Source organism: Arthrobacter sp. AG1021, from assembly GCF_003633665.1.
Lineage (GTDB): Bacteria > Actinomycetota > Actinomycetes > Actinomycetales > Micrococcaceae > Glutamicibacter > Glutamicibacter soli.
This window is the reverse complement of the sequence record NZ_RBLB01000006.1, coordinates 134,351-158,381: the sequence shown is the minus strand read 5'-3', so window position 1 is coordinate 158,381 and position 24,031 is coordinate 134,351. Positions and strand designations below refer to the sequence as shown.

Annotated in this window: 22 protein-coding genes; 6 read left to right on the top strand and 16 right to left on the bottom strand. The window is 66.1% G+C overall.

Features of this window, described 5'->3' with window-relative positions:
- Positions 1–13 precede the first annotated feature (13 nt).
- The 4 genes from DFO58_RS00885 to DFO58_RS00870 all read right to left on the bottom strand — a co-directional run bounded on the left by DFO58_RS00885 (position 14) and on the right by DFO58_RS00870 (position 6,266).
- Complete coding sequence (locus DFO58_RS00885; protein WP_047119825.1) at positions 14–1,030, bottom strand: Ppx/GppA phosphatase family protein; 1,017 nt, start codon at positions 1,028–1,030, stop codon at positions 14–16.
- A 30-nt stretch (positions 1,031–1,060) separates the two neighbouring features.
- Positions 1,061–3,850, bottom strand: a complete 2,790-nt coding sequence (gene topA, locus DFO58_RS00880) for a type I DNA topoisomerase (protein ID WP_120989099.1) — start codon at positions 3,848–3,850, stop codon at positions 1,061–1,063.
- A 152-nt stretch (positions 3,851–4,002) separates the two neighbouring features.
- Positions 4,003–4,653, bottom strand: coding sequence for a helix-turn-helix domain-containing protein (locus DFO58_RS00875; RefSeq protein WP_052772456.1), 651 nt, complete (start codon positions 4,651–4,653; stop codon positions 4,003–4,005).
- 23 nt (positions 4,654–4,676) lie between these two features.
- Entirely contained in the window at positions 4,677–6,266 is a 1,590-nt protein-coding gene (locus DFO58_RS00870) for a methyltransferase (RefSeq protein WP_053798596.1), read from the bottom strand.
- Positions 6,267–6,340: 74 nt separating this feature from the next.
- Between DFO58_RS00870 and DFO58_RS00865 the strand changes: the two genes are divergently transcribed.
- On the top strand, positions 6,341–6,928 hold the full coding sequence (locus DFO58_RS00865; RefSeq protein WP_120989098.1) for a GNAT family N-acetyltransferase: 588 nt from the start codon (positions 6,341–6,343) through the stop codon (positions 6,926–6,928).
- 91 nt (positions 6,929–7,019) lie between these two features.
- On the opposite strand, the gene DFO58_RS00860 is transcribed toward DFO58_RS00865, so the two are convergent.
- Entirely contained in the window at positions 7,020–7,919 is a 900-nt protein-coding gene (locus DFO58_RS00860) for a rhodanese-related sulfurtransferase (protein WP_047119830.1), read from the bottom strand.
- A gap of 163 nt (positions 7,920–8,082) precedes the next feature.
- Between DFO58_RS00860 and DFO58_RS00855 the strand changes: the two genes are divergently transcribed.
- Positions 8,083–8,739, top strand: coding sequence for a GNAT family N-acetyltransferase (locus DFO58_RS00855; protein ID WP_047119831.1), 657 nt, complete (start codon positions 8,083–8,085; stop codon positions 8,737–8,739).
- Positions 8,740–8,918: 179 nt separating this feature from the next.
- Entirely contained in the window at positions 8,919–11,189 is a 2,271-nt protein-coding gene (locus DFO58_RS00850) for a DEAD/DEAH box helicase (RefSeq protein WP_120989493.1), read from the top strand.
- Between the two features lie 9 nt (positions 11,190–11,198).
- Here the strand turns inward: DFO58_RS00850 and DFO58_RS00845 are convergent, their stop codons facing one another.
- The 7 genes from DFO58_RS00845 to DFO58_RS00815 all read right to left on the bottom strand — a co-directional run bounded on the left by DFO58_RS00845 (position 11,199) and on the right by DFO58_RS00815 (position 15,684).
- A complete protein-coding gene (locus tag DFO58_RS00845) occupies positions 11,199–11,585 on the bottom strand; it encodes an Rv3654c family TadE-like protein (protein WP_120989097.1) in 387 nt (128 codons plus the stop codon).
- On the bottom strand, positions 11,582–11,920 hold the full coding sequence (locus DFO58_RS00840) for a TadE family type IV pilus minor pilin (RefSeq protein ID WP_053798600.1): 339 nt from the start codon (positions 11,918–11,920) through the stop codon (positions 11,582–11,584). The genes DFO58_RS00845 and DFO58_RS00840 overlap by 4 nt, the downstream gene beginning before the upstream one ends.
- Before the next feature lie 2 nt (positions 11,921–11,922).
- A complete protein-coding gene (locus DFO58_RS00835; RefSeq protein WP_047119835.1) occupies positions 11,923–12,105 on the bottom strand; it encodes a DUF4244 domain-containing protein in 183 nt (60 codons plus the stop codon).
- Between the two features lie 126 nt (positions 12,106–12,231).
- The gene (locus tag DFO58_RS00830; protein ID WP_120989096.1) at positions 12,232–12,588 is read right to left on the bottom strand and encodes a hypothetical protein; all 357 of its coding nucleotides are present in this window, start codon (positions 12,586–12,588) and stop codon (positions 12,232–12,234) included.
- Between the two features lie 188 nt (positions 12,589–12,776).
- Entirely contained in the window at positions 12,777–13,466 is a 690-nt protein-coding gene (locus tag DFO58_RS00825) for a type II secretion system F family protein (RefSeq protein ID WP_120989095.1), read from the bottom strand.
- Entirely contained in the window at positions 13,466–14,707 is a 1,242-nt protein-coding gene (locus DFO58_RS00820; protein WP_120989094.1) for a TadA family conjugal transfer-associated ATPase, read from the bottom strand. Before DFO58_RS00820 ends, DFO58_RS00825 begins: the two co-directional genes overlap by 1 nt.
- Positions 14,704–15,684: a hypothetical protein gene (locus DFO58_RS00815; RefSeq protein ID WP_147407165.1), complete on the bottom strand. Its 981-nt coding sequence runs from the start codon at positions 15,682–15,684 to the stop codon at positions 14,704–14,706. Before DFO58_RS00815 ends, DFO58_RS00820 begins: the two co-directional genes overlap by 4 nt.
- 246 nt (positions 15,685–15,930) lie before the next feature.
- Between DFO58_RS00815 and DFO58_RS00810 the strand changes: the two genes are divergently transcribed.
- Positions 15,931–17,595, top strand: coding sequence for a bifunctional 3'-5' exonuclease/DNA polymerase (locus tag DFO58_RS00810; protein WP_120989092.1), 1,665 nt, complete (start codon positions 15,931–15,933; stop codon positions 17,593–17,595).
- Between the two features lie 25 nt (positions 17,596–17,620).
- Here DFO58_RS00810 and DFO58_RS00805 read toward each other — a convergent pair whose 3' ends face one another.
- Complete coding sequence (locus DFO58_RS00805) at positions 17,621–18,298, bottom strand: CoA pyrophosphatase (RefSeq protein ID WP_120989091.1); 678 nt, start codon at positions 18,296–18,298, stop codon at positions 17,621–17,623.
- Positions 18,295–19,077: an endonuclease III gene (gene nth / locus DFO58_RS00800; RefSeq protein WP_286163394.1), complete on the bottom strand. Its 783-nt coding sequence runs from the start codon at positions 19,075–19,077 to the stop codon at positions 18,295–18,297. The genes DFO58_RS00805 and nth overlap by 4 nt, the downstream gene beginning before the upstream one ends.
- 236 nt (positions 19,078–19,313) lie before the next feature.
- Between nth and acs the strand changes: the two genes are divergently transcribed.
- Complete coding sequence (gene acs, locus DFO58_RS00795) at positions 19,314–21,290, top strand: acetate--CoA ligase (RefSeq protein ID WP_120989090.1); 1,977 nt, start codon at positions 19,314–19,316, stop codon at positions 21,288–21,290.
- A 97-nt stretch (positions 21,291–21,387) separates the two neighbouring features.
- Here acs and DFO58_RS00790 read toward each other — a convergent pair whose 3' ends face one another.
- The gene (locus tag DFO58_RS00790; protein ID WP_113607485.1) at positions 21,388–22,026 is read right to left on the bottom strand and encodes a hypothetical protein; all 639 of its coding nucleotides are present in this window, start codon (positions 22,024–22,026) and stop codon (positions 21,388–21,390) included.
- A gap of 168 nt (positions 22,027–22,194) precedes the next feature.
- Between DFO58_RS00790 and aroQ the strand changes: the two genes are divergently transcribed.
- Complete coding sequence (aroQ, locus tag DFO58_RS00785) at positions 22,195–22,647, top strand: type II 3-dehydroquinate dehydratase (protein ID WP_047119844.1); 453 nt, start codon at positions 22,195–22,197, stop codon at positions 22,645–22,647.
- A 36-nt stretch (positions 22,648–22,683) separates the two neighbouring features.
- On the opposite strand, the gene DFO58_RS00780 is transcribed toward aroQ, so the two are convergent.
- Entirely contained in the window at positions 22,684–23,874 is a 1,191-nt protein-coding gene (locus DFO58_RS00780; protein ID WP_120989089.1) for a MarP family serine protease, read from the bottom strand.
- Positions 23,875–24,031 lie beyond the last annotated feature (157 nt).

Here is a 24,031-nt window from a genome sequence, read left to right as displayed (position 1 = left end):
TATCCGAGGATACCTAGTGTTGCGTCGCCGCCGTCTGTGGGATGGCGGAACCCAAGGCAACTTCCCCTACCCCCACGCTACTACTGAGCGGTGTCGTAGAGTCGAACATCACGTGATCAAAACGCCGGAGCATCAAACCTTCGCGCAGGGCCCACGGGCAGATGCGCACGGTCTTGAGCTTCAACGCGCTCATGGCCTCGTGCGCCACGATCGCGCCGGCCAGCAGCTGCGGCGCGCGGATCTCGGACACACCAGGCAGCTCGGAACGTTCGGCCCAGCTCATGGCGGTCAGGCGATTGGTCCAGATCTTCAGCGCGTCGCGGTGCAGCACCCGCTTGACGTAGGGTCCCTCGGTGCTCGGCGCGGCACCGGTGATGCGGGCCAGCGACCGGAAGGTCTTGGAGGTGGCGGTGGCCAGGGTGGGCTTGCCGTACTGGCGCAGCTCGGTGGTCGGGTCGGTGAGCACGTCGCGCACGTAGTTGCGCAGCTCCCGGACTTCCTTAATGCCGGGCAGGTCGTTGGGCAGCCATTCGCGGGTCAGCCGTCCGGCGCCCAGCGGCACCGAGAAGGCCACCTGCGGGAACTCGTCGGTGCCCAGGGCCAGCTCCAGGGAGCCGCCGCCCATGTCCAGGTTGAGGATGGATTCCGAGGACCAGCCGAACCAGCGGCGCACCGCGTAGAACGTCATCCCGGCTTCTTCCTCGCCGGACAGTTCCATCAGGGTGACCCCGGTGTCGTTCTTGACCCGTTCCAGCACCGCGTGGCCGTTGGAGGACTCGCGGATGGCGGAGGTGCAGAAGGCCATGAAGTCTTCCACCTGGTGGCTGCGGGCGAACTCGGCGGCCTCCGAGATGAACGAGATCAGCTCGTTCTGCCCTTCTTCGGTGATCGCGCCGTATTCGTTGAGGTAGCGCACCAGCGACAGCGGACGCTTGTGCGAGGCATAGGGCACCGGACGGGCGCCGGGGTACGCATCGACCAGCAGCAGGTGCACGGTATTGGACCCGATATCCAGTACGCCTAGTCTCATGGTGCGCTCCTCAACAGGGTGGTGCTCGGTCTACTTCTCGGTGCTCTTCGCGGCGGGCTTCTTGGCCGGAGCCTTCTTGGCTGCCGGCTTCTTGGCCGGAGCCTTCTTGGCAGGCGCCTTCTTCGCCGCGGTGCGCTTCACCGGGCCGCGGGCGCGCTTATCCGCCAGCAGCTCGATGGCCTGATCGCGGGTCAGCTCCTCCAGAGACGTGCCGCGCGGAACGGTGATGTTGGTGACGCCGTCGGTGATGTACGGGCCGAAGCGGCCGTCCTTCACCACGATGTTCTTCTCGCTGGTCGGGTCCACGCCGAACTCCGCCAGTGGCGGCACCGCGGCGCGGCGGCCGCGCTGCTTGGGCTGCGCATAGATGGCCAGGGCCTCGTCCAGGGTGATGGTGAAGATCTGCTCCTCGCTCTCGATGGAGCGCGAGTCGCTGCCCTTCTTCAGGTACGGGCCGAAGCGGCCGTTCTGCACGGTGATCTCTTCGCCCTCGGCGTCGGTGCCCAGCACGCGCGGCAGGCTCAGCAGCTTCAGCGCGTCCTCCAGCGTCACGGTCTCAACGGACATGGACTTGAACAGGCTGCCGGTGCGCGGCTTGACCTTGGCCGGCTTCTTCGGGGGCTTGGGCTTGCCGTTCTTGTAGTATTCGACCGGCAGGGCCGCGATTTCCGCTTCGGTCAGCTCCGGGATGACCTCGGTGACGTAGGCGCCGTAGCGTCCGTCCTTGGCCACGATTTTGCGGCCGGTTTCCGGGTCCACACCCAGTTCCTTCTCCGAGACCTTGGAATTGGCGAATAGCTCCTCGGCCTTTTCCGCGGTCAGTTCGTCCGGCGCCAGGTCTTCGGGCACGTTGGCGCGCTGCGGCTCGGTGCCTTCCTCGGCGCCCTCGGGCAGGGCGCGTTCAAGGTACGGTCCGAACTTGCCCACGCGCAGCGTGATGTCGTCGGTGATCTTGATGGAGTTGATGGCTCGGGCATCGATGTCGCCCAGGTTCTCCACCACGTGCTTCAGGCCCTCGGAGTTGTCCTTGCCGAAGTAGAACAGGTTCAGCCAGTCGGTGCGGGCGCGCTGGCCCTTGGCGATCTCGTCCAGGTCGTCTTCCAGGCGGGCGGTGAAGTCGTAGTCAACGTACTGGGCGAAGTGCTCTTCGAGCAGGCGGATCACGGAGAACGCGATCCAGCTCGGGACCAGGGCGCCGCCGCGCTTGGTGACGTAGCCGCGGTCCATGATGGTGGAGATGGTCGGCGCGTAGGTCGACGGGCGGCCGATCTCGCGCTTTTCCAGCTCGGCCACGATCGAGGCCTCGGTGTAGCGGGCCGGCGGGGTGGTTTCGTGGCCCAGCGCGGTCAGCTCGTCGCCGGCCAGCTGCTGGCCGGTAGCCAGCTGCGGCAGGCGGGCTTCGGCGTTCTCGGACTCCGCGTTCTCCGAGCGCTCCTGGTCCTTGCCCTCTTCGTAGGCGGACAGGAAGCCGCGGAAGGTGATCACGGTGCCGGAGGCGGAGAATTCGGCCACACGGGAGTCGCTGGCGGTGCCGGCGAGCTTGATGGTGGCGGTGAAACCCTTGGCGTCGGCCATCTGGGAGGCGACGGTTCGCTTCCAGATCAGCTCGTAGAGGGTGTATTCGTCCTTGGACAGCGAGGAGCGCACGTCGGTCGGGCGGCGGAACATGTCGCCGGCCGGGCGGATGGCTTCGTGGGCTTCCTGGGCGGCGTCGGACTTGGCCTTGTAGACACGCGGTTTGTCCGGCACGGATTCCGCGCCGTAGAGCTCGGTGGCCTGCTTGCGCGCCGCGGTGACTGCCTCGTTGGACAGGAACACCGAGTCGGTACGCATGTAGGTGATGTAGCCGTTTTCATACAGGCGCTGGGCGATCTGCATGGTCAGCTTGGAGCTCCAGCGCAGCTTGCGGCTGGCTTCCTGCTGCAGCGTGGAGGTGGTGAACGGGGCCGCCGGACGGCGGGTGTACGGCTTGTCCTCGACCGAGGTGACGGCGAAGTCGGTGTTGGCCAGGTTCGCCACCAGGGACGCGGCCGAGGCCTGGTCCAGATGCGCCAGCTTGGTGCGGGCGGTCCTGAGCTGGCCGCGGTCGTCGAAGTCGCGGCCGGAGGCAACGCGGGCGCCGTCCACTGCCGAGAGCTTGGCGGCGAAGGATTCGCCGTTGGAGGTGGCGAAGGTGCCCTTGATGTCCCAGTAGCCGGCGGAGATGAACGCCATGCGCTCGCGCTCGCGCTCCACGACCAGACGGGTGGCCACGGACTGCACACGGCCGGCGGACAGGCCGCGGGCGACCTTGCGCCAGAGCACCGGGGAGATCTCGTAGCCGTAGAGGCGGTCCAGCACGCGGCGGGTTTCCTGCGCGTCGACCAGGTCGGTGTCCAGCTCGCGCATGTTCTCCAGTGCGCGGGCGATGCCTTCCTTGGTGATTTCGGTGAACGCCAGACGGCGTACCGGAACCTTGGGCTTCAGGACCTGCAGCAGGTGCCACGCGATGGCTTCGCCTTCGCGGTCCGCATCGGTTGCGAGGTAGAGTTCGTCGGCTTCCTTGAGCTTTGCCTTCAGCTCGGAGACGCGCTTCTTCTTGTCCGGGTAGACGACATAATACGGCTCGAAGTCGTTGTCCAGGTCCACGGCGAACTTGCCGACCGAGGTCTTTTTTAGCTCGGTTGGAAGCTCCGAGGGCTGCGGAAGATCACGGATGTGGCCCACCGAGGCGTCCACATCGAAGCCCTCACCCAAATACTTGGCGATCGACTTCACCTTGGCAGGAGACTCGACGATGACGAGTTTCTTACCGGTCTTTTCCTTGGCCTTGGCGGGCACGGCTCTCCTTCAGACAACGCGGCATGCCGGAGCCCCTTGCGGGGTGCCCCTCATGCCGCCAGCGCAGCTTTGACTCATTGAGCCTGCAGTGCCAGGCCCAATTCCCGATGATATTACACCGAAAATCAAAAGATCCTGCGCCAGACATATTTCTAGGACTTGGCCTCCCCGACGCTCGGGTACTCGGGAAGCAACGAGATTAAGTAGAACATACGCTGTGAGTCGATGCTGCGTTCCTCGGCTGTGGCCATGGCTTCATACTCGTAGACCAGGTCCAGCAGGCGGCGGTTGAATTGAAGCTGTTTTTCCTCGGAAAGGAAGACCAATCCGCTTGTCAGCATGGGCGGCCTGTCCGGAGACGGGGCGATGCCCGCCTTCGCTTCCGCCTCGCGGCGCTGCACCTCGTCATTCAAGCGCGTCCTGAATGCGTTCAACTGCACATTCAGGTAGGCGGTCTTGGCGTTGGCCGAGTCGATCTGGGTGTTCAGCTCCAGGCGCTCGCCCGCGGCGCGCCAGCGGCGCTCCCGGGCGTCGCCCTCGCTGGCGGCACGGATGACGTAGCCGTATTTCTCCAGCGCGCGCAGGTGGTAGCTCATGGCGCTGGGTGTCAGATCGCACAGCGACGCCAGCTCCGTGGCGGTGCGCGTGGTCTGTGAAGCGAAAAGTTCGTCAAGCACGATCAGACGTGCATCGTGAGCCAGGGCCCGGATCGCCTGCGGATCGGTTATGGAGACGACGTGCGGCACGGTGCCGTTGCCGTCCTGCGTCGCCAAAGCGTGCTCCTGGTGTGTGTTCCCTGTCATACCGAAAAACTTTAGCGCTTGTTTCACATTTTTCGAAGCAAGCCATGTCGCAATAGTCGTGACACCGCTTCATAAAGCCGTTCGGTGAAGTCTTCCTCCCCTTCCCCGATCAACGAATCAAGGGCATTGACCAGCTGCGCGACCGACAAATCGCCGTCGCAGGCCGAGGCGAAACCCGCCTGCGCAGTGTCCAGCAGCTCGGTGCGGCGCAGCCCCGCACCCTGGCGCAGCAGGATCACTCCGGGATGCTCGGCCCCCGGACGCTGGTGGCGTTCTTCGGTGACGTCATCGGCCACGAGCAGGTGCCAGTCGCGGAAAGCCTCGCCGGCCGCGGCCAGTTCGTCGGCCATCGCGATGTCGCGCTGCAACGTCCCGGCCACCGGCTGCTCGATGGGATGGGTGATCTGCTCGAAGCGGCGGAGGGTTGCCGCGCCGGTAGCGGCCTTGCGGAAATACACCAGCCCGAAGCCGATGGCCCCGACCCCGCGTGATTCGAAATCATCCAGGTAGGCGTTGTAGGCGGCGGCGTACGAGGAGCTGTCCTCGGTCTGCGAGGCGTCGCGCAGCCAGGTTTCGGCGTAGACGCTCGGGGTGGTCTGCTCGCGCTCGATGACCCACACGTCAAGGTCCTCGGGGAACCAGCTCTTGACCCGGCGGTCCCATGGCTCATTCGAATCGTCATCCAGACGATGAATCTCCCAGTTCGAGAGCATCTGCATCGATGCGCCCGGGTTCAGGTAGTCCCCCGCCTGGGCGATCAGCGTGCTGACCAGACGGTCCCCTGACATGCCGCCGTCACGGTAGGTGAAGCGGTCCTTTTCACGCTCGGTGGCGCGGCGCGGGGTGATCACGAACGGCGGGTTGGAGGCGATCAAGTCGAACTTCTGACCGGCGACCGGCTCGAAGAGGCTTCCGCGCAGCAGGCTGACACGGTCCTGGAGATTGCGCGGATCCAGCTTCAGCACCTTGTGGTTCAGCAGCAGGTTGAACCGGGTGAATGCCAGCGCCCTGGCCGACAGATCGGTGGCGGTGACGTGGTTGGCGTGGCCCAGCAGGTGGAAGAGCTGGATGCCGCAGCCGGTCCCCAGATCCAGCGCGCGGTCGACCTTTTCGCGCAGGGTGATCTGGGCCAGGGTCAGCGAGGCCTGCCCGATGCCCAGCACGTGGTCGGTGCGCAGCACCCCGGGGCGCTGGTGCGCACCGAGGTCGTGGGCAACCCACAGCTCGCCATCGGCGTCCGAGGAATGCAAGGTCAGCGCAACGGTGGCCCGGTACCCCGAGGCCCACGGCTCGATCAGGCCGAGCTTCAGCAGCCCGTCGACCTTCAGGCTCGGGAACGCCTTGTTCAGCGCCGCGGCCTCCTCGGTCCGGCCCAGCTGGAAGATCCGGAAGGCGCAGGCCAGTTCCGTGTCGGCGGCGTCGCGCTCGATCACGCGCAGGGCCGGCAGGATCTGGTCGCGGGCCAGCGCTGCGGAGGCTTCTTCGCCCAGCATCTGCGAAACCTCGTCGTAGCTGAACCCGATAGCGGTCAGGTCTTCGGCGAGTCGTTCGAGCAGCTGCAGATCTGAACTCTGCGGGGCGTCTTCAAGGGCTGAAAATTCGGCGGCATTCACGCCAACCAGTCTACCGAGTGCACACAGAGGATCCGAAGAGCATTTCCCCGCCCGGCTTGCCTAAAATATAGGTCATGACCAACGTCACCATTACCTACCTGCAATTGCTCGCCCCCGAGGAAATCAAGCCTTCCTCACGTCCCGCGCCCCAAGATGTGCGCATCGAGCTGGTGCAGGACATCTCGCCCGAGTATTCAAAGTTTCTCTACCGCAGCGTGGGCAGCGACCTGAACTGGGCCGACCGGCTGAATTCGACCCGTGAAGAATGGGACGCCGTCCTGCGCCAGGACGGTTCGGAAACCTGGGTGCTGTACCGCCGCGGCGCGCCGCAAGGCTACGTGGAGCTGGTGACCGAAGTGGTCGACGGACGCAGCGAAGTCGAGGTCTTCTATTTCGGGCTCTTCCCGCAGGCCATTGGACAGGGCTTGGGCGGCCTGCTGCTGACCGAGGTGCTGCGCCAGGCTTGGGCCGTGGATTCGCGCACCGCCGGGCTGCCTCCGGTCAGCCGCGTCTGGCTGCACACCTGCTCGCTGGACGGTCCGGCCGCGCTGCCGAACTACGAGGCCCGCGGCTTGAAGGTCTACAAGCAAGAAACCGAGGAAACCGACGTCAAGGACGCCTCGATCGGACTGTGGCCGGAAACCAGCGTCCACGCGGGCTAGCTTCAAAGAAGCCTGTCCCCTTCCGGGCACGAAAAAAGGGCGGCAGGCCACCGGTTTTCCGGTGGCCTGCCGCCATTTAATACGATGGGTCCTAGACGGCTGCCATGCTGCAGTCCGGGCAGGTGCGCAGCTTCTCGTCCTGAGCGCAGTCCTCGCAGAACAAGCGCAGGTTCCGGCAGGAAGGATTCGAGCAGTTCTCGAACTTATTCGTCGGACCCTGGCAGCCCACGCATTCGCCGATGGTCACCGCATCCTCGGTGAACTCGGTGTGCATGCGCTTGTCGAAGACATACAGCGAACCTTCCCAGAGACCTGCGTCGCCGTACTTCTCGCCGTAGCGGACGATGCCGCCCTGCATCTGGTAGACCTCTTGGAAGCCGCGCTTGACCATGAGTGCGGAGAGCACCTCGCAGCGGATGCCGCCGGTGCAGTAGGTGACCACCGGCTGGTCCTTCAGGTGGTCGTACTTGCCCGAATCCAGTTCCGCGACGAAGTCCCGGGTGGTGTCCACGTCGGGGACGATGGCGTCCTTGAACTTGCCGATCTGGGCTTCGAAGGCGTTGCGGCCGTCGAAGAAGTGCACCTTGGAACCCGACTGCTCCTTGGCCTCCACCAATTCGTGCAGCTCCTCGGGACGCAGGTGCGTTCCGCCGCCCACGACCCCGTTCTCGTCGACCTCGAGTTCGCCCGGGGCTCCGAAGGTGACGATCTCGTCGCGGACCTTCACCGAGATGCGCGGGAAGTCCGCCGCGGAGCCCTCGGACCACTTGATGTCCATCTTCTTGAAGGCAGGCAATTCGCGGGTCGCTTTCACGTACTTCTTGACGGCTGAAAGTTCGCCGCCGACGGTTCCGTTAATACCGTCCTTGGAGATGATGATGCGTCCGCGCAGTCCCCAGCGTTCCAGCAGCGAGCGCTGCCACAGGCGGACAGCCTCCGGATCGGGGAGCGGAGTAAATGCGTAATACAAGACAATGCGTTCAATGGCCACACCCCAAGTTTAGTGGTTGAACGGCATGAAACGCCGGGTGAACGAGCAAAATCACATTCTCCGGCGCGCTATTCCGGGGGCCGGGAGGATTCTTTCGTTTCAACTAGGCAACGATTGGCGCAATGTCAGCTAATTCCTAGGAAAGACAAGGTAGGGTCAAGACATGGCATCAAACGCAAGCGATGAACTGATTGGCACCTGGGTCGCCGGCTGGGCGGGAGCCCGCGGTTACGAGACCCGTAATGAGGGACGCGTCCATGCAGCGTTGCGTCACGACACCACCGAAGACTGGGAATACGTGATCTACGGCCCTTCGAAGGAAGAGCTCGCCGCTGTCGCCGAAACCCTGAAGAAGCACCCGAACCGCCGTTTGACCGCATTCGACGATTCCGTCGAGCAGCTGCTGGCCACCGCGTCCGAGGTTGGCCTGCAGGTCGCCGCCGACGATGAAGTATTGATGGTCACGGAGCTGGCAGTGCACGACGTCGAGGTCCCGCTGCCTGCCGAAGGCTTCATATTCCAGATCGAGCGCGACGGCACCCATGCATACGTCTCCCTGCACCCCGAGGACAACCAGGAAATCGTCGCCGCGTCCGGCCACGTTTCCGCAGTCGAAGGCTACGCCATTTTCGACCGCATCATCACCGGACCGGACTTCCGACGCAAGGGTCTTGGCACCCTGGTGATGCGTGCACTGGCCTCGCTGGCCCAGGAGCACGACGTGGACGAGGGCCTGCTGATCGCTTCGGTGGACGGCCAGAAGCTCTACGCCTCCCTGGGATGGACTTCCCTGGGAAAGGTCGTCAACTTCAAAGCCTAAAGTACAATTCTTTGCTCTCGCCGTTGCAGCCGTTCCCGGCTGCGACGGCGCTAGTCTTTTAACACCGCGGACTCCACCGCGGCGCATCCCACCGTTACGGCGTCGAAAGGCTGTGTTTCGTGAAGTCTGTGCGCGCCCTGCTTGATCCCTACGATCGGAGCAACGATCCGGAAGCCGTGATGCACCGGCGCAGCGTCCCGGCCAAGGACCAGATCACCGCACCGTGGCCAGGCTGGCTGGCCGAGGAAGTCAAAACGACGTTCCAAGGGCTGGGCATCAATGAACCATGGCTGCACCAGGTGCAGGCCGCGGACCTGATCCATGCAGGGAAGCACACGATCATCTCCACCGGAACCGCTTCGGGCAAATCCCTGGCCTACCTCATGCCGTCCATCGATGCGCTTTTCCGCACCAAGGACACCGCCGCCAACGACGCCAGCGCACAAGCCTCCGTGCTGTATATCTGCCCTACCAAGGCCCTGGCCGCCGACCAGCTCTCGTCCGTTGAAGCGCTCAAGGTCCCCGGAGTCCGAGCGGCAGCCTATGACGGCGACACCGACCAGGGCACGCGCGCCTGGGTGCGGCAGCACGGGAACTTCGTTTTCACCAACCCCGACATGCTGCACCGCGGCATCCTGCCGAACCATCCGGCCTGGTCCCGTTTCTTCAAGCGGCTGAAGTACGTGGTCATCGACGAGGCCCACTCCTACCGCGGGGTCTTCGGAGCCCATGTGGCGAACCTGATGCGGCGGCTGCGCCGGATCTGCGCGCACTACGGCAATCATCCGGTGTTCATCGGTGCCTCGGCCACCAGCTCCGATCCCGAGGAATCCTTCGGCCGGCTCATCGGAGCCGAGGTGTCGGCGGTGACGCGCGATTTCTCGGCCTCCGGCGAACTGGTGATCGGGCTGTGGGAACCGCCCCTGTCCGAGCGCACCGGGGAAAACGGCGCCCCGCTGCGCCGCACCGCCATCGCCGAGAGCGCGTCGATTCTCACCGACCTGATGGCGGACCACGTGCGAACCATCGTCTTCATCAAATCCCGGCGAGGGGCTGAGACCATCGCCACCCTCACGCGCAAGCATTTGGAGAATTTCGCGCCCGAGCTGTCCGTCAGGCTGGCCGCCTACCGGTCGGGCTATCTGCCAGGAGAGCGGCGCGAGGTTGAACGCAAGCTGCGTTCCGGCGAGCTGCTCGGCGTCACCTCCACCTCAGCGCTGGAATTGGGAATCGATATCTCGGGGCTGGATGCCGTGGTGGTCGCCGGCTGGCCCGGAACCCGCGCATCCTTCTTCCAGCAGATCGGCCGGGCGGGGCGCTCCGGCCAGGACGCCTTGGCGCTGTTCGTGGCCGCCGAGGACCCGCTGGACACCTACCTGGTCAGCCACCCGGAGGCGATCTTCGACCTCGGCGTGGAAGCTACCGTCTTCGACCCGCAGAACAAGTATGTCCTCAGCGGGCATCTGTGCGCGGCAGCCCAGGAGAATCCGCTGCGCCCCGAGGAGCTGGAGATCTTCGGCCCGCACACCGAGGCGCTGCTTGAGTCCCTGGTGCAGCGCGGGTATCTGCGGCGGCGGCCTGCCGGATGGTTCTGGACCCATCCCCAGCATGCGGCCGGGATGTTCTCCATCCGGGCCGATGGGGGCGGGCCGGTGGACATCATCGATGCCGAGACCGGCGCGCTGCTGGGGACCATGGACTCGCCGCAGAGCCACTACCAGGCCCACCCGGGCGCCATCTACGTGCACCAGGGCGCCAGCTACCACGTGGAAGAACTGGACGAGCAGAACCACGTGGTGATCGTGACACGGGTGAACCCCGACTACTACACCACCGCCCGCGACCTGACCACGGTGGCCATCGAGGCCCAGGAGCGCACCAGCACGCACCGCGAGCTGGAGATCTACTTCGGCGATGTCATCGTGACCACCCAGGTGGTCTCGTACCAGCGCAAGTCCATCGCCTCCAACGAGGTACTCTCCGAGGAGCCGCTGGACCTCGAAGCGCGGGACCTGCACACCAAGTCCGTCTGGTTCACCTTGACCGAGCAGCGGCTGCTGCGCGCGGGGCTGACCGTGGACCAGTTCCCCGGCGCGCTGCACGCGGCCGAGCATGCGATGATCGGGTTGCTGCCGCTGGTGGCCACCAGCGACCGCTGGGATATCGGCGGGGTGTCCACCGCGCTGCACATGGACACCGGCCATCCAACGATTTTCGTGTATGACGCGCAGCCGGGAGGGGCCGGATTCGCCGAGCGCGGCTTCGAGAAGTTCTCCACCTGGGTGCGGGCCACCCGGGATGCCATCGAAGCGTGCGAGTGCCGAAGCGGCTGCCCCAGCTGCGTGCAGTCTCCCAAATGCGGCAATCGGAACAATCCGCTGGACAAGGCCGGGGCGGTGCTGCTGCTCAGCGCCGTGCTGGAGGATGTCCAGCCGCGGCACCATTTCTAACTGGTTCAGCTAGTGCTGGGTCAGCGGCGGAGCGCCCGCCCGGGCCTGGGCGGAGGCCGCCGGGAACTCGATTCCCAGCGCGGAAAACGTGATCGCCACCGAAACCTGCACGCGGACTGTGGTTCCGTCCGCCTCGATGACGCAGGATTCCAGCCGTGCCTCGTTGGCCGAGGCCAGCAGCCCGGCGGCGGCGCACGGATCCCCGGCGCGCAGTCCCCGGGCCGTATCCGCTGCAGCCAAGGCGGCGAGGTCCGCCGCTGAAGCGGCCTGCATCGCCGCTCGGGTCACCGCGGACCAGGCGAGAATGCCCGCGGCGAGCAGCAGTGCGGCGATCACCAGTGCCGTGGCCGCGACGGTGCTGCTCCCCCGTTGCGAGCTGAATTCCGCGCAGCTCATTTTTCGTTCGCCACGCGTGCGGTGCCTCGGACCTCGACCGCTCCCACCACCGGCAGGTCTACCGATTTGGCCACCGTGACCGTGGCGTATCCTCCCCCGTTGCCGACCGTGTAACGGGCCGAGGTCCCGGCCAACTGAATGCCCCGCGCCCGGGCCGCGCCGGTGTCCTCGCCACGGGCCAGCTCCCTGGCCATCGCCCCGGCCGCCTGCTGGACCTGGATCTGCCGCATCCCCAGGACCCCGAGGCACAGCAGCAGCGACAGCATGAGCGCGATGGCCGGCAGCAGCACGGCGAATTCCGCCGTGCTGCTGCCGCGGTCATCCATGCGGTCCATGGTTACAGGCTCAAGGCCTTGCTGATGAGGCCCATCAGCATGCCCCGCACGTCGCCGCTGGACAGGATGCTGATCAGCAGGCCGGCGAAGGCCACGGCCGCGAGGGTGACCATGGCGAATTCCGCGGTGGTAGAGCCTTGTTCCTCGTCGAGCCGTTCGCGCAGCCTGTTCAGGGTGGTAGTCATGTCCGTTCCTTTCGCTCGGGTGGCATCGTTTCCTTCCCGGGTGGGGAGGCGATGGTGTTTTCAGGCTCGCACTGCTTCCGCTACCGCGGTTGGGATTGGCTGCAAGGTGGGCATAACCCGCCGGGGTCAGCCGAAGTGCGGGAACAACGCGATGATCAGCGGCACCACGCCCAGGGCGATGAAGGCGGGAAGGGCGCAGGCTCCCAGCGGCAGCACCAGTTTGGTGGCGAACTGCGCACCGCAGCGGGCGACGTGCTGGACGCGTTGCCGGCGTTGCAGCTGGGCGGTATTCCTCAGCAGCGCGGACGCCGGCGCTCCGGTAGCCTGGGCAAAGCCCAGGGACCGTTGCAGCGGGGCGAGCCACGCCGGGGCGGGTTCCCAGGCTTTGTCCCACTCCATGTTCATCTCCAGGCATCGGGCCACGGTCCGCAATGCCGAGCACTGCGGAATGCAACGCCCCATCGATTCAAGCAGCGTGGTCATGGGCAGCCCGGAATCCATGAGACTGGCCCCGAGGTCCAAGACCAGGTCAATGGGTTCACTTCCTTGAGCCGAAGACTTGTCCCGGACCCGGGCGGCCGGCGGATTGACCCCCCGTTCGCGGGCCCCCGCAGGCCTGCGGGGATTCCACAGCAGTACTGCGGACACCAGGCAGAGCAACGCCATCGCAGTCATTGCAGGGCCTGCGCAGTTGTTGCCGCGAGCAGCCGCCGGCACCAGATCCTGTTCAGCGCCCACAGCCCTGCTCCCACGGCGAGGCTCAGCTGCGCGGGCCATGAGGTCAGCAAGGTGGTTCCGACGTCGATGCCGAGGACGAACCCCGCACCGAGCCCCGCCACCGGCAACCAGGTCAACAACCGTGTGGTCGCCCTGGGACCTGCCATGGCGGCGTCGAACGACTGCCGGGCGAGCAATTCCGCTTCCAGGTCCTCGGCCAACTGGTCCAGCACCCCGGCCAGCGGGGCGCCGGTCTGCGATGAAAGATCCAGGCACCAGGAGAGCCTTTGGACCGGCCCTCCGTCCTCGTGTTCCCCGGTGTGCTCCATTGCTTCGGCCTGCTCGCCACGGAACGTGGCCTGGGCTTTCAGCCGGCGCATGGCGGCCAGTACCGGGCTTTGTTCGGTACGTACCTGCAATAGGGCTTCGATGGCCTGCGGGAACATCAAGCCGCTGCGCATCAGGGCGGCCAGCTCGCGGATGATCTGGGCGTCCAGGGCCAGTGCCTCCTGCTGTGCGCCGGCTCGTGGGGCAGGAAATTTTCCGCTGCCCAGGATGCTGATTTGCCTTGTCCGGCCGGACAACTGCCGCTCAGGGTGCCACAGCCACCACCCGGCGAACAGCAATAGGAGTACCGCAGTCATCACTCCCCCTGCCGTGCACGGTTGGCATGCCACTGGGCGACCTCGGCAGAGGCCTGCGCACCGAGTTTCTCGTGCAGCAGTCTCAGGCTACCGGCATCCGGGCAGTTCGGTGTTCCCGTGTCGATCAGCATGCGCACGTCCAAGCGGTCGTTCGAATCGGTGGACAGGCTTCCCAACGCCACCGGCGAGCGCACCCCGGAGGGCTGCCGACGCATGTGGATGATCAGGTCCAAGGCGCTGGCTGCCTGCAGCGAGGTGGCTTGCAGGCCCCACCCGGCCAGGGCGCCCAATGCGGCCAGACGGGCCGGGACGGATTCTGGGTTATTGGCGTGCAGGGTGCCGGCTGCTCCCTGGTGGCCGGTGTTCATGGCCGCCAGGAAATCCCGGATCTCCGCCCCGCGGCACTCGCCTACGACCAGCCGGTCGGGTCTCATGCGCAGTGCCTGGGCGACCAGATCCTTGAGCTCTATCTGGCCTGCGGATTCAACGTTCGCGGTGCGTGTCTGCAGGCTCACCACGTGGCGGTGGTCGACGTTGAGCTCATGGGAGTCCTCGATGATCACCAGTCGTTGCTTGCCGCTGGCCTGTGCCAGCATGGCCTGGAGCAGCGTCGTTTTACCGCTGCCGGTGCCGCCGGTCACCAGGAAATTCAACTGGCGTCCCATCACTTCGCGCAGCACCGTGTGCCAGAATTCCGGTGCTTGGGCGAGGACGGTCTCCAGGGAGAGCAGCTGTTCGGTTTTCACGCGGATGGAAATCAGCGGTCCTTCGGTGGCAATGGGCGGGAGCACCGCGTGCACCCGGTAGTTCTTGACGCTCATGTCCGTGAAAGGGCTGGAAGCGTCCAATCGCCGTCCCGCCAGGGTCGCCAGATGCACGGCCAGCGAGCGCACCTGTTCAGGTGAAGAAAAGCGGAACCCCGTGAGTTCCAGTCCGCGGGGCGAATCGGTCCACACCTGGCCTTGGCCGTCCACAAGCACATCCGTGATCCCGGGTCCCTGGGCGAAACGCTCAAGGATCGACAGACCGGCGACTTCGTCCTGCAAGGCCTTCAGCGATTCGGTCGCGCCGCGCGAGCCGAGGGCGGCTCCCGACTCGTGGACGGCGCTCGCCAGGGAGATGGCGTCGAGTTCTCCTCCGCTGGCCAGGGCGCGGTCCCGGACCGATTGCAGGATGCGCGAATCCAGTTCGTGCGTGCCGGCGAATTTCTGCGCTGATGGCGAATGACGCCCGGGGCTCATGGTGCGCCCCGCGATCCCGCGTCCTCTGCCACCGGGAGCAGGCGCAGGTCCGCCAGCTGCTGCCTGAGCCTTCGAGATCTCAGGGCATCGAGCAGGTCGCCGCGGTCAACGGCCCGTTCTATCGAGGGCGTATGGGACAGCTTGCCCAGCAGGGAGCGGCTCTCCATTGCCGCCGTCGGCATTCCGTGATCCGCGCGCAGCACGTAGTCCCCGCGCGGCGGAATGCTCGAGGCATCGCACACCGTGATCTGCCGGTCGGTGAAATGGCCTATCGCCTCCGACCCCGGATGCGGTGTTCGCCCGGTATCCAGTACCAGCAGGTCGAATCCCTGCCGCGCAGCCGTCAACAGCCTGGCTGTCAATGCTCCGTCCACCGCTGCACGAGGTGGAGTTCCAGACCAGGTGAGCACCGCAGTCCCCCGCACCGTCGGAAGCGTCTCGACCAACTGGTGCGAGGCCAGCGCCCCGCCCGAGCCCGCCAATTCGTCCCATCCGATGCCGGTGGGAGGCCTGGCGCAAATCCGCGGCCACAACCCGCAGGAGTGGGGATCCAGGTCCACCACGAGGCTGTGCAGACCGCTCAGCGTTCCGGCGTGGGCGAGCAACACCGCAAGGGTGCTGGTGCCCACCCCTCCGGCCCGTGAGCCCAAGGCCACGGTATGCCCATGCCCCGATCTCATGTACCACAGCCCCAGGTACTCGCCCAGCCATTGGCTCGCGCCGGGAAGGATCGCAACCCTCGACAGGGGCAGCCGGCTGGCCGCTTCCCACAGGGTCTGCGCTTGCTCGTCGTGCCCCACCAGCACATCGCACCGGGCGGAGCCGGCCAAGGCCTCGCCTAGCGCATCCGCGCCCCACAGCACCGGCCCCTCGGCGTCATGGATCATCGGCGAGGAGCTGGAACACCGGGAAATCCGGACCGCGGCGCCCAGGGAAATCAACGCGCACTGCGCCACCAGGTTTTCGTCGTCGCTCACCAGCACGCAGGAAGGTCCCCCGGGCTCGGCCCGTTGGACTTCCCGGGGCTGGACGCGGAGCGGCGGCGCCTCCCGGAGCGCGGAGTCCAAGGACAGCGGGACGAACCGAGAATCGACTCCGGGCCCGGGGTTGTGCGGGCGAAAGGGTAACCAGTTCATGGGTCGAAGTTGCCATCCCCCGGTTCCGGTCGGTTCCCGGCGCCCGCGAACTGGGGATATCGCCCCTGGCCACGGCACAATGGAAGCATGCCCCGTGGACAATCTGGCGTTCTGGCCTTTCTCGCAGCGGATCCCGAGGGATTCGCCCTGCTGCAGCTACGCGATGCCGCCAGCGGCGAACCGCTCACCCCGGCCCGGACTGCCTCACGGGAAGAGCTCTGCCAGGTCGTCGGCGAGATCGAGCAGTCGCGCTCCCCGCGCTGGGTGATGCTGCGCACCTCCCCGTGGCTGGAGCTGCTGACCTCCGTAGATGTCCACCTCGCCAAGGCGCATGTGCTCTCGCTGGCCCAGCGCCTCCTGCACCGCAGCCCGCTGGCCGCGGTGCGGCTTCCGGATATTGATCTGGAGAACCCGCCCTCGTCCCGGGACACGGGAGACCAAGGCGCGTTGTTCTCCGCCCCGGTCAGCGGGGAGTCACTGCAGGAACTGGTGAACATGTTCGCCGCCCAGCTGCAGGCCATGCCCTCGGACCCCGCGGCCTTCAAGCGGCTGCAGCTGCTGATCCATGCCGAATCCGTGGGTGCGCTGATCGCCGCGGAGATGGAGAGCGCGGGGCTGTCCTGGGACGAGCACGGGCACCGGCAACTGCTGCGCCGGATGCTCGGCGAGCGCGTCCCGGACTCCGTGCGCCCGCCGAAGCTCGCCGCCCTGGCCCAGCAGCTGGGTCAGAACCTGCAGTCCCCGGGGCTGAACCCCGACTCCCCGCAGGAGCTGCTGCGCGCCCTGCACCGGGCGGGATTCGCGGTGCAGTCGGTCAGGGCCTGGGAACTGGAGCAGATCACGCACCCCGCCATCACCCAGGTGCTCGAATACAAGAAGCTGTCGCGGCTTGCCAGCACCCACGGGGATGCCTGGCTGGACGCGTGGGTCGCCCACGGACGATTCCATCCCCACTATGTCCTGGGCACCGTCGCCTCCGGACGTTGGGCAGCCTCGGGTGGCGGGGCGCTGCAGCTGCCGCATTCCATCCGCCAGGTCGTGCGGACCCCGGAAGGCCGGACCTTCGTGGTGGCAGACGGGCGCCAACTGGAACCGCGGATCCTCGCCGCCATGTCCCGGGACCTCAATCTCCAGCAGGCGGGTCTGCAGGACGACCTCTACCAGTGGCTCATCGACGCAGGGTTGGTCAAGGACCGCAACGAAGCCAAGCTGGGCATGCTGTCGGTCATCTACGGCGGCACTTCCGGGGGCGCGCAGGCCGTGGGGGCCGCGTTGAAGAAGAACTTCCCCGCAGCCATGGATTTCGTCGATTCGGCAGCCCGCGCCGGCGAACGCGGCGACGGGGTGAGCAGCTACCTGGGCCGCGGGTGCCCGCCGGCGGATGAACGCTGGATGCAGGCGCAGCGCGGCACCCGCGACGAAGCCTCCCAGCGCGCCGCCGACTTGGCGGCCCGTTCCCGCGGCCGGTTCACCCGCAATTTCGTGGTGCAGTCGACCGCCGCCGAATGGGCCTTGATCTGGATGGGCCACGCCCGCCATCTGATCCACCAGGCCGGCTGGAGCCAAGAGTGCCGCCAGGTCTTCTTCGTCCACGACGAAATCGTCTTCGAATGCCCCACCGGGCTGGCTCCGCAGCTGGCCGAGATCATCAGGCATGCGGCGGCGCTCGCCGGGCGCACGCTGTTCGGGGAGCAGTCGGTGAGCTTCCCGGTCAGCGTGGCGATCACGCAGAACTACGCCGAGGCGAAATAGCAGGAAGCAGGTTTGGCAGGCCTGCCTAGAGCATGCGGATTTCGCGCTTGGGCGACCACGGCCTGGTCCAGCCCAGCTCGTTGAACAGCTTGTCCGCCACCATCGCGGTGAAGCCCCAGATCACCCGGCCCTCGTATTCGAAGGCGGGAGCACTGAACTTGCGCCCTCCGCGCTGCACCACGCCCAGCACCCGGTTGCGCGGGTCCAGCAGGTGGGCGACGGGTGCGCGGAAGACTCCCGCGCTCTCGCCGGGATCGACGGGGAACACCGCGGATTCGGTGTGCCACCACCCAAGCACCGGGGTGACGATGAAGTTGGAGACCGGCAGCTCGGTCGCTGCCAGCTGACCCAGCACCTCGATGCCCGAGGTCTGCACGCCGGTTTCCTCCCAGGCTTCGCGCAGCGCGGCGTCGGTTTCCGAGGCGTCCTCGGGATCGATCCCGCCGCCGGGGAATGAAATCTGCCCGGCATGGGAGCGCAGGGTCTCGGCGCGCTCGACGAACAGGAGGTCCAAGTCGGCGGGATCCGCGTTCTGGGTCAGTCCCCGGCCGTCGGCCGAGCCGAAGAGCATCAGGATCGCGGCGCGGCGCACGCTGTTGGCGTCAAGCTGCTTGAATGCCCAGGACTCCGGGAGTTTTTGCGTCGCACCCACCGTGTGCGAATGCTCGGCGACAACCTGCTTCAAGTCCTTCAGTGCGCTCATGCGTCCAATCCAAATCCCTCGGCCCGCAGTTCACGGCGGGTGGCTCCGGCGAGCATCTTGTCCAGCAGCTCTTCACGCCCCGGAGCGAGTTCGTACTTAAGCAACGCTTTTGCCTTGGCCGGTATTTCCTCGCCGATGCCGTAGGAAGGGCACAGCTTGGCCAGCACGCAGGCTCCGCACGCGGGTTTGCGGGAGTGGCAGACCCGGCGGCCGTGGAACACCACACGGTGGCTGAGCATGGTCCAGTCGCGCTTCTCGAACAGCTTGCCGACGGCGTGCTCGACCTTCACCGGGTCGGTCTCATCGGTCCACCCGAAGCGGTTGGCCAGGCGTCCGAAGTGCGTGTCCACGGTAATGCCCGGAACGCCGAAGGCATTGCCCAGCACCACATTGGCGGTCTTGCGCCCCACGCCCGGCAGCTTGACCAGCTCGTCGAGCTTGGGCGGGACCTCGCCGTCGAAGCGCTCGACCAGGGCGGCTGAGAGCCCGAGCAGCGATTCGGTTTTGGCGCGGAAGAAGCCGGTGGCCCGGATCAGTTCCTCCAGTTCGCCGCGGTCGGCCTGGCTCATGGCGTGGGCGTCCGGGAAGCGGGCGAACAACGCGGGGGTGATCGCGTTGACGCGGACATCGGTAGTCTGCGCGGAGAGCACCGTCGCGACGAGCAGTTCGAAGGGATTCTCGAAATCCAGTTCCGGCACCGCATAGGGGTAGGCCTCTGCCAGCAGACGGTTCATCTTGCGTGCCCGGCGCTTGAGCCCCAGCTCCGTTTCAATTTTCACATTCACAGCCACGCTTAGATACTGCCACGGACCGCAGCGGTTTTCACTAATCCATTCCCGGTTCTGCGGCGCATTCGCGCAACGGCTGGCATGCAGTTCAGCGCGCGCTTCGACCGCTTGGCGCAGAATTCACCCACTCCCGCGCCAATCCGTGACACAAACCACACACAAGGGCCCCGGAGCGTGTAACTTTGATCACAGAGTTAAACGTGTCTAACTGGAAGGACCAACCTACCGTGAGCGAGTCCAAGACCTTGGATAACCTGTCGAACGAAACCCGGTCATTCGCACCGAGCAAGGAATTCAGCGACAACGCCGTTGCCACCCAGGCCCGCTATGACGCCGCGGCGGCCGACCGGTTGGGCTACTGGGCCGACCAGGCGCGGCAGGTCCTCACCTGGGACACGGACTTCACCGAAACCCTGGACTGGTCCGAAGCGCCGGTCGCCAAGTGGTTTGTCGGCGGCAAGGTCAACGCGGCCTACAACGCGCTGGACCGCCACGTCGAGAACGGCCTAGGCGACCGCGTGGCCATCTACTTCGAGGGCGAGCCGGGCGACACCCGCACCTACACCTACGCGCAGCTGACCGACGAGGTTAAGAAGGCCGCGAACGCCTTCGAGTCCCTGGGCATCGAAAAGGGCGACCGCGTGGCCGTCTACCTGCCGATGATCCCGGAAGCGGTCATCACCATGCTGGCCTGCGCCCGCATCGGTGCCATCCACTCGGTGGTCTTCGGCGGCTTCTCCGCCGACGCGCTGCGCAGCCGCATCGACGACGCGGACGCCAAGCTCGTGGTCACCGCCGACGGCACCTGGCGCCGCGGCAAGCCGAGCCCGCTGAAGCCGGCGGTCGACGAGGCGCTGTCCGCCCCTGGCCACACCGTGCAGAACGTTGTGGTCGTCAAGCGCAACGGCGAGCCCACCGAGTTCGGCTCGCTGGATTCGTGGTGGCACGATGTGGTGGATTCTGCCAGCACCGAGCACACCGCCGTGGGCCACGATTCCGAGCACCCGCTGTTCGTGCTGTACACCTCCGGCACCACCGGCAAGCCCAAGGGCATCGTGCACACCACCGGCGGCTTCCTCACCCAGACCGCCGTCACCCACCGCGACACCTTCGACCTGCATCCGGAGTCGGACGTCTACTGGTGCACCGCTGACATCGGCTGGGTCACCGGCCACTCCTACGTCACCTACGCGCCGCTGGTCAACGGCGGCACCCAGGTCATCTACGAAGGCACCCCGGACACCCCGCACCAGGGCCGCTGGTGGGAGATCGTGCAGAAGTACGGCGTGAGCATCCTGTACACCGCCCCGACCGCCATCCGCACCTTCATGAAGTGGGGACGGCAGATCCCGGACGGCTACGACCTGTCCTCCCTGCGTGTGCTCGGCTCGGTGGGCGAACCGATCAACCCGGAAGCCTGGATGTGGTACCGCGAGGTCATCGGCTCCAACAACGGCGCCAACGGCGAGAAGAAGGACAACCCGACCCCGATCGTCGACACCTGGTGGCAGACCGAAACCGGCGCCCACATGATCGCGCCATTGCCGGGCGTCACCAAGACCAAGCCGGGCTCTGCCCAGGTCGCCGTGCCGGGCATCAGCATCGACGTGGTCGACGAGGCCGGCAACTCGGTCGCCGACGGCGAGGGCGGCTTCCTGGTCATCCGCGACCCGTGGCCTGCGATGCTGCGCGGCATCTGGGGCGACATGGACCGCTACAAGGACACCTACTGGTCCCGCTTCGAGAACATGTACTTCGCCGGCGACGGCGCGAAGAAGGACGACGATGGGGATATCTGGCTGCTGGGCCGCGTGGACGACGTCATGAACGTCTCGGGGCACCGCCTGTCCACCACCGAGATCGAGTCCTCCCTGGTCGCCCACCCGTACGTGGCCGAGGCCGCCGTGGTCGGTGCGAAGGACGAGACCACCGGCGAGGCAGTTGTCGCGTTCGTGATCCTGCAGGCCGAACCGGCCGAGGGCGAGGATGTCGTGGCGACCCTGCGCAACCACGTAGGCAAGGACATCGGGCCGATCGCCAAGCCGAAGCACGTGCTGGTGGTCCCCGAGCTGCCGAAGACCCGCTCGGGCAAGATCATGCGCCGCCTGCTCAAGGACGTGGCCGAGGGCCGCGAGGTCGGCGACGCCACCACGCTGGCAGACAACACCGTCATGTCACAGATCGCGCAGTCGATGAAGAAGTAGCCGCCACGCGGCGCACCAGGCCGCCGTCCGGTCGTGCTTCCCAGTAGGAGGAGCTCATCCGGGCGGCGGCCTGTGTCGTGCCCGGCGTCAGCAGGCTCTAGCGCGCGGACTCTAGGCGTCCAGCGACACCGACCGAGGACGTGGAACTGTGGCCCTCGACCACCACGTGGACCGTCTCCAGGTCAGTGAACTTCTGGTGCGTCGCGTCGATGACTTCCTCGGCGATGAATTCGAGGTCTCCGGGTGCGTCGGTGAAGATCTGCGGGTCGGAGGCTACTGCCTGCTCCATGGTGATGCGCAGCTGCCCGGGCGCGGTCGAGTCGAATGATTCAACATAGTAATACGGCCAGGTCATGGCATCGGGGCACCCTGCCCCCGCGGACTCCAGCCACGACGCGGCCACCCGATTGGCCCACTGCTGCCGCGCTCCCCCGGACTCGGCGGGATTCCAGGCGACGCAGTTCTTGTCCCAGGTCGCTTCCGAGCGCCCCATGTCCAGAGCGATCTGGCGTGCGTTCTCGACCTGCGCCGGAGTGGTGGCCTTGGCGGTGGGGAGTTCCAGGGGCACGATGGGGCCCTGGACGATCGGGGTGCCGGCGTTGGCTTCGGCGGTGAGCTCCGCATCATTTGTCAGGAAGTCAGGGTCGACGTGGTTCACCGCCAGAATCGCGACAACCCCGGCCAGGAACGCGCCGACCGAAATGTTGCCGACAATGCGCTTGGCGTTCCTGTTCACACGAACCTCCCGGTGATTCCCTGTTTTCCTCCATCGAATATACCCAGTGGAAACAGGTTCCGGTATTCCGAACGGCCAGGTGACGGCAGGGAGGCGACGGGTTCTTCGCCTAGGGATTAGTTCGTCATGGAACGTCGACGGAGTGCGTGGCTGTACTAGATTGACTTCATGACTGAAAACGCCTCACGCACCATCCTGCTGCTCAACGGACCCAATCTGAATCTGCTGGGCACCCGCGAACCCGAGATCTACGGCCGCGAGACGCTGGCCGATGTCGAGGCCCTGGCCCGCAGCACGGCGCAGTCCCTGGGCTTCGAGCTCACCGCGGTGCAGTCAAACCACGAGGGCGTGCTGCTGGACGCCATACACGAGGCGCGCACCACCGCTGCGGGAATCGTGATCAACCCAGGGGCCTTCACCCATACCTCGATTGCGCTGGCTGATGCCATCAGCGGCGTGGAACTGCCTGCCATCGAGGTGCATATCTCGAACGTGCACAAGCGAGAGGCGTTCCGCCACCACTCGTACATCTCCCCCGTGGCCAGCTCCATCATCATCGGCGCCGGGGTCAACGGCTACCGCCTGGCCGTGGAGCAGATGGCCCACCTGCTGGGCAAGTAGCGCGGCAGGGCCCGTGGGCGGTTGCCGCCACGGGCGCTAGTCGCTGATGCAGGCGCCGGTCTTGATCGAGGTGGTCTTATGCCCGCCGGCGTTCAGCGCCTCGCGCATTTCCGCCAGGCTCAGGGCGAAGCCCACCTCGTCGTCGCTGCGCGACTTGGCGAAGATCAGCCCCACGGCGTCGCCGGACTCATCCAGCAGCGGGCCGCCGGAGTTGCCCTGGGCCACCTCGGCGGTGAGCTGGTAGACCGACAGCTGCGAGTGGTCTTCGCCATAGATGTTCGCGATGGACACGGTGGCCTTGGAAGCGACCACGGCGCCGCGCACCTGCTGCGGGCCGCCGGCGGGATACCCGACGAATGCCGCGGAATTCCCGCGGACCATGTCCTCGGTGGCCAGGTCGATCGGCTCGGCGGCAAGCCCCTCCACGTAAAGCAGCGCGATATCCGCCTCCGGGTCGAAGTACACCACCTTGCCGCGGTTCAGCTGGCCCTTGCCGGTTTCCACGGTGGCGGCGCTCAAGCCGGCGACCACGTGGGCGTTGGTCATCACCAGGTCGTCGTCGATGACGAAGCCGGACCCGGTCAGGTTCACGCCGCATTCAACCGCGGTGCCCGAGATCTTGGCCACGGACTTCGCCGAGGCCAGCTGCAGGTCGTTGGGCTTCCAATCGGTGTCCTCGACCGGCGCGACCGGCGGGGCGAAGGGCTCGATCAGCGCGGGAATTGTCTGGGCCATCACTGCGGAACGGGCAGTGGAAATGGCGGAGGTGACGAAGTCCGGGGTCAGGCCGCGGATCGTTTCGATCATCTTGGACTTGGCGATTTCGGCGGACAGACGCGGAATACCCATGCTGGAGGCGGAGAAGGCCAGTGCGCCGATGATGGTGGCGGTAATCAGGATCGAGAGCGCGCCACCGGCCAGCCGGTCCGCGGCACGCAGGAAATCGACGTTCATCCAATGGCGGATCTTGGTGGCGATGAAACGGCCCAGGGCCTGCCCCATGATGATCAGCACCGCGGCGGTGGCGACCATCAGGCCCACCCTCCACCACGGGTTGCTGGCCAGCGTCGAAACCAGCGGAATGGCGAAGAAGGCTGCCACGCCGCCGACGACCAGTCCGAGCATGTCCCCGACCGTCAGGAGGAAGCCGCGGCGGAGCCCGATAATGAAAAAGGTCAGCAGAACAACGCAAATGACCGCGTCCAGCCAGCCGAAAACTTCGAGCACCGAGACTCCACTTCATTCATCTAAACGGTATTAATCCAAGGTACCCTTAGAAGCTGATGGATTTCTGCGAGCATATTCGCGAGTTTTGTTCGAAACTGCGTGATTTTCAACATTTTCTTGGGTAAACCACGTGTGGAAACTGTCACATTGTTACCGA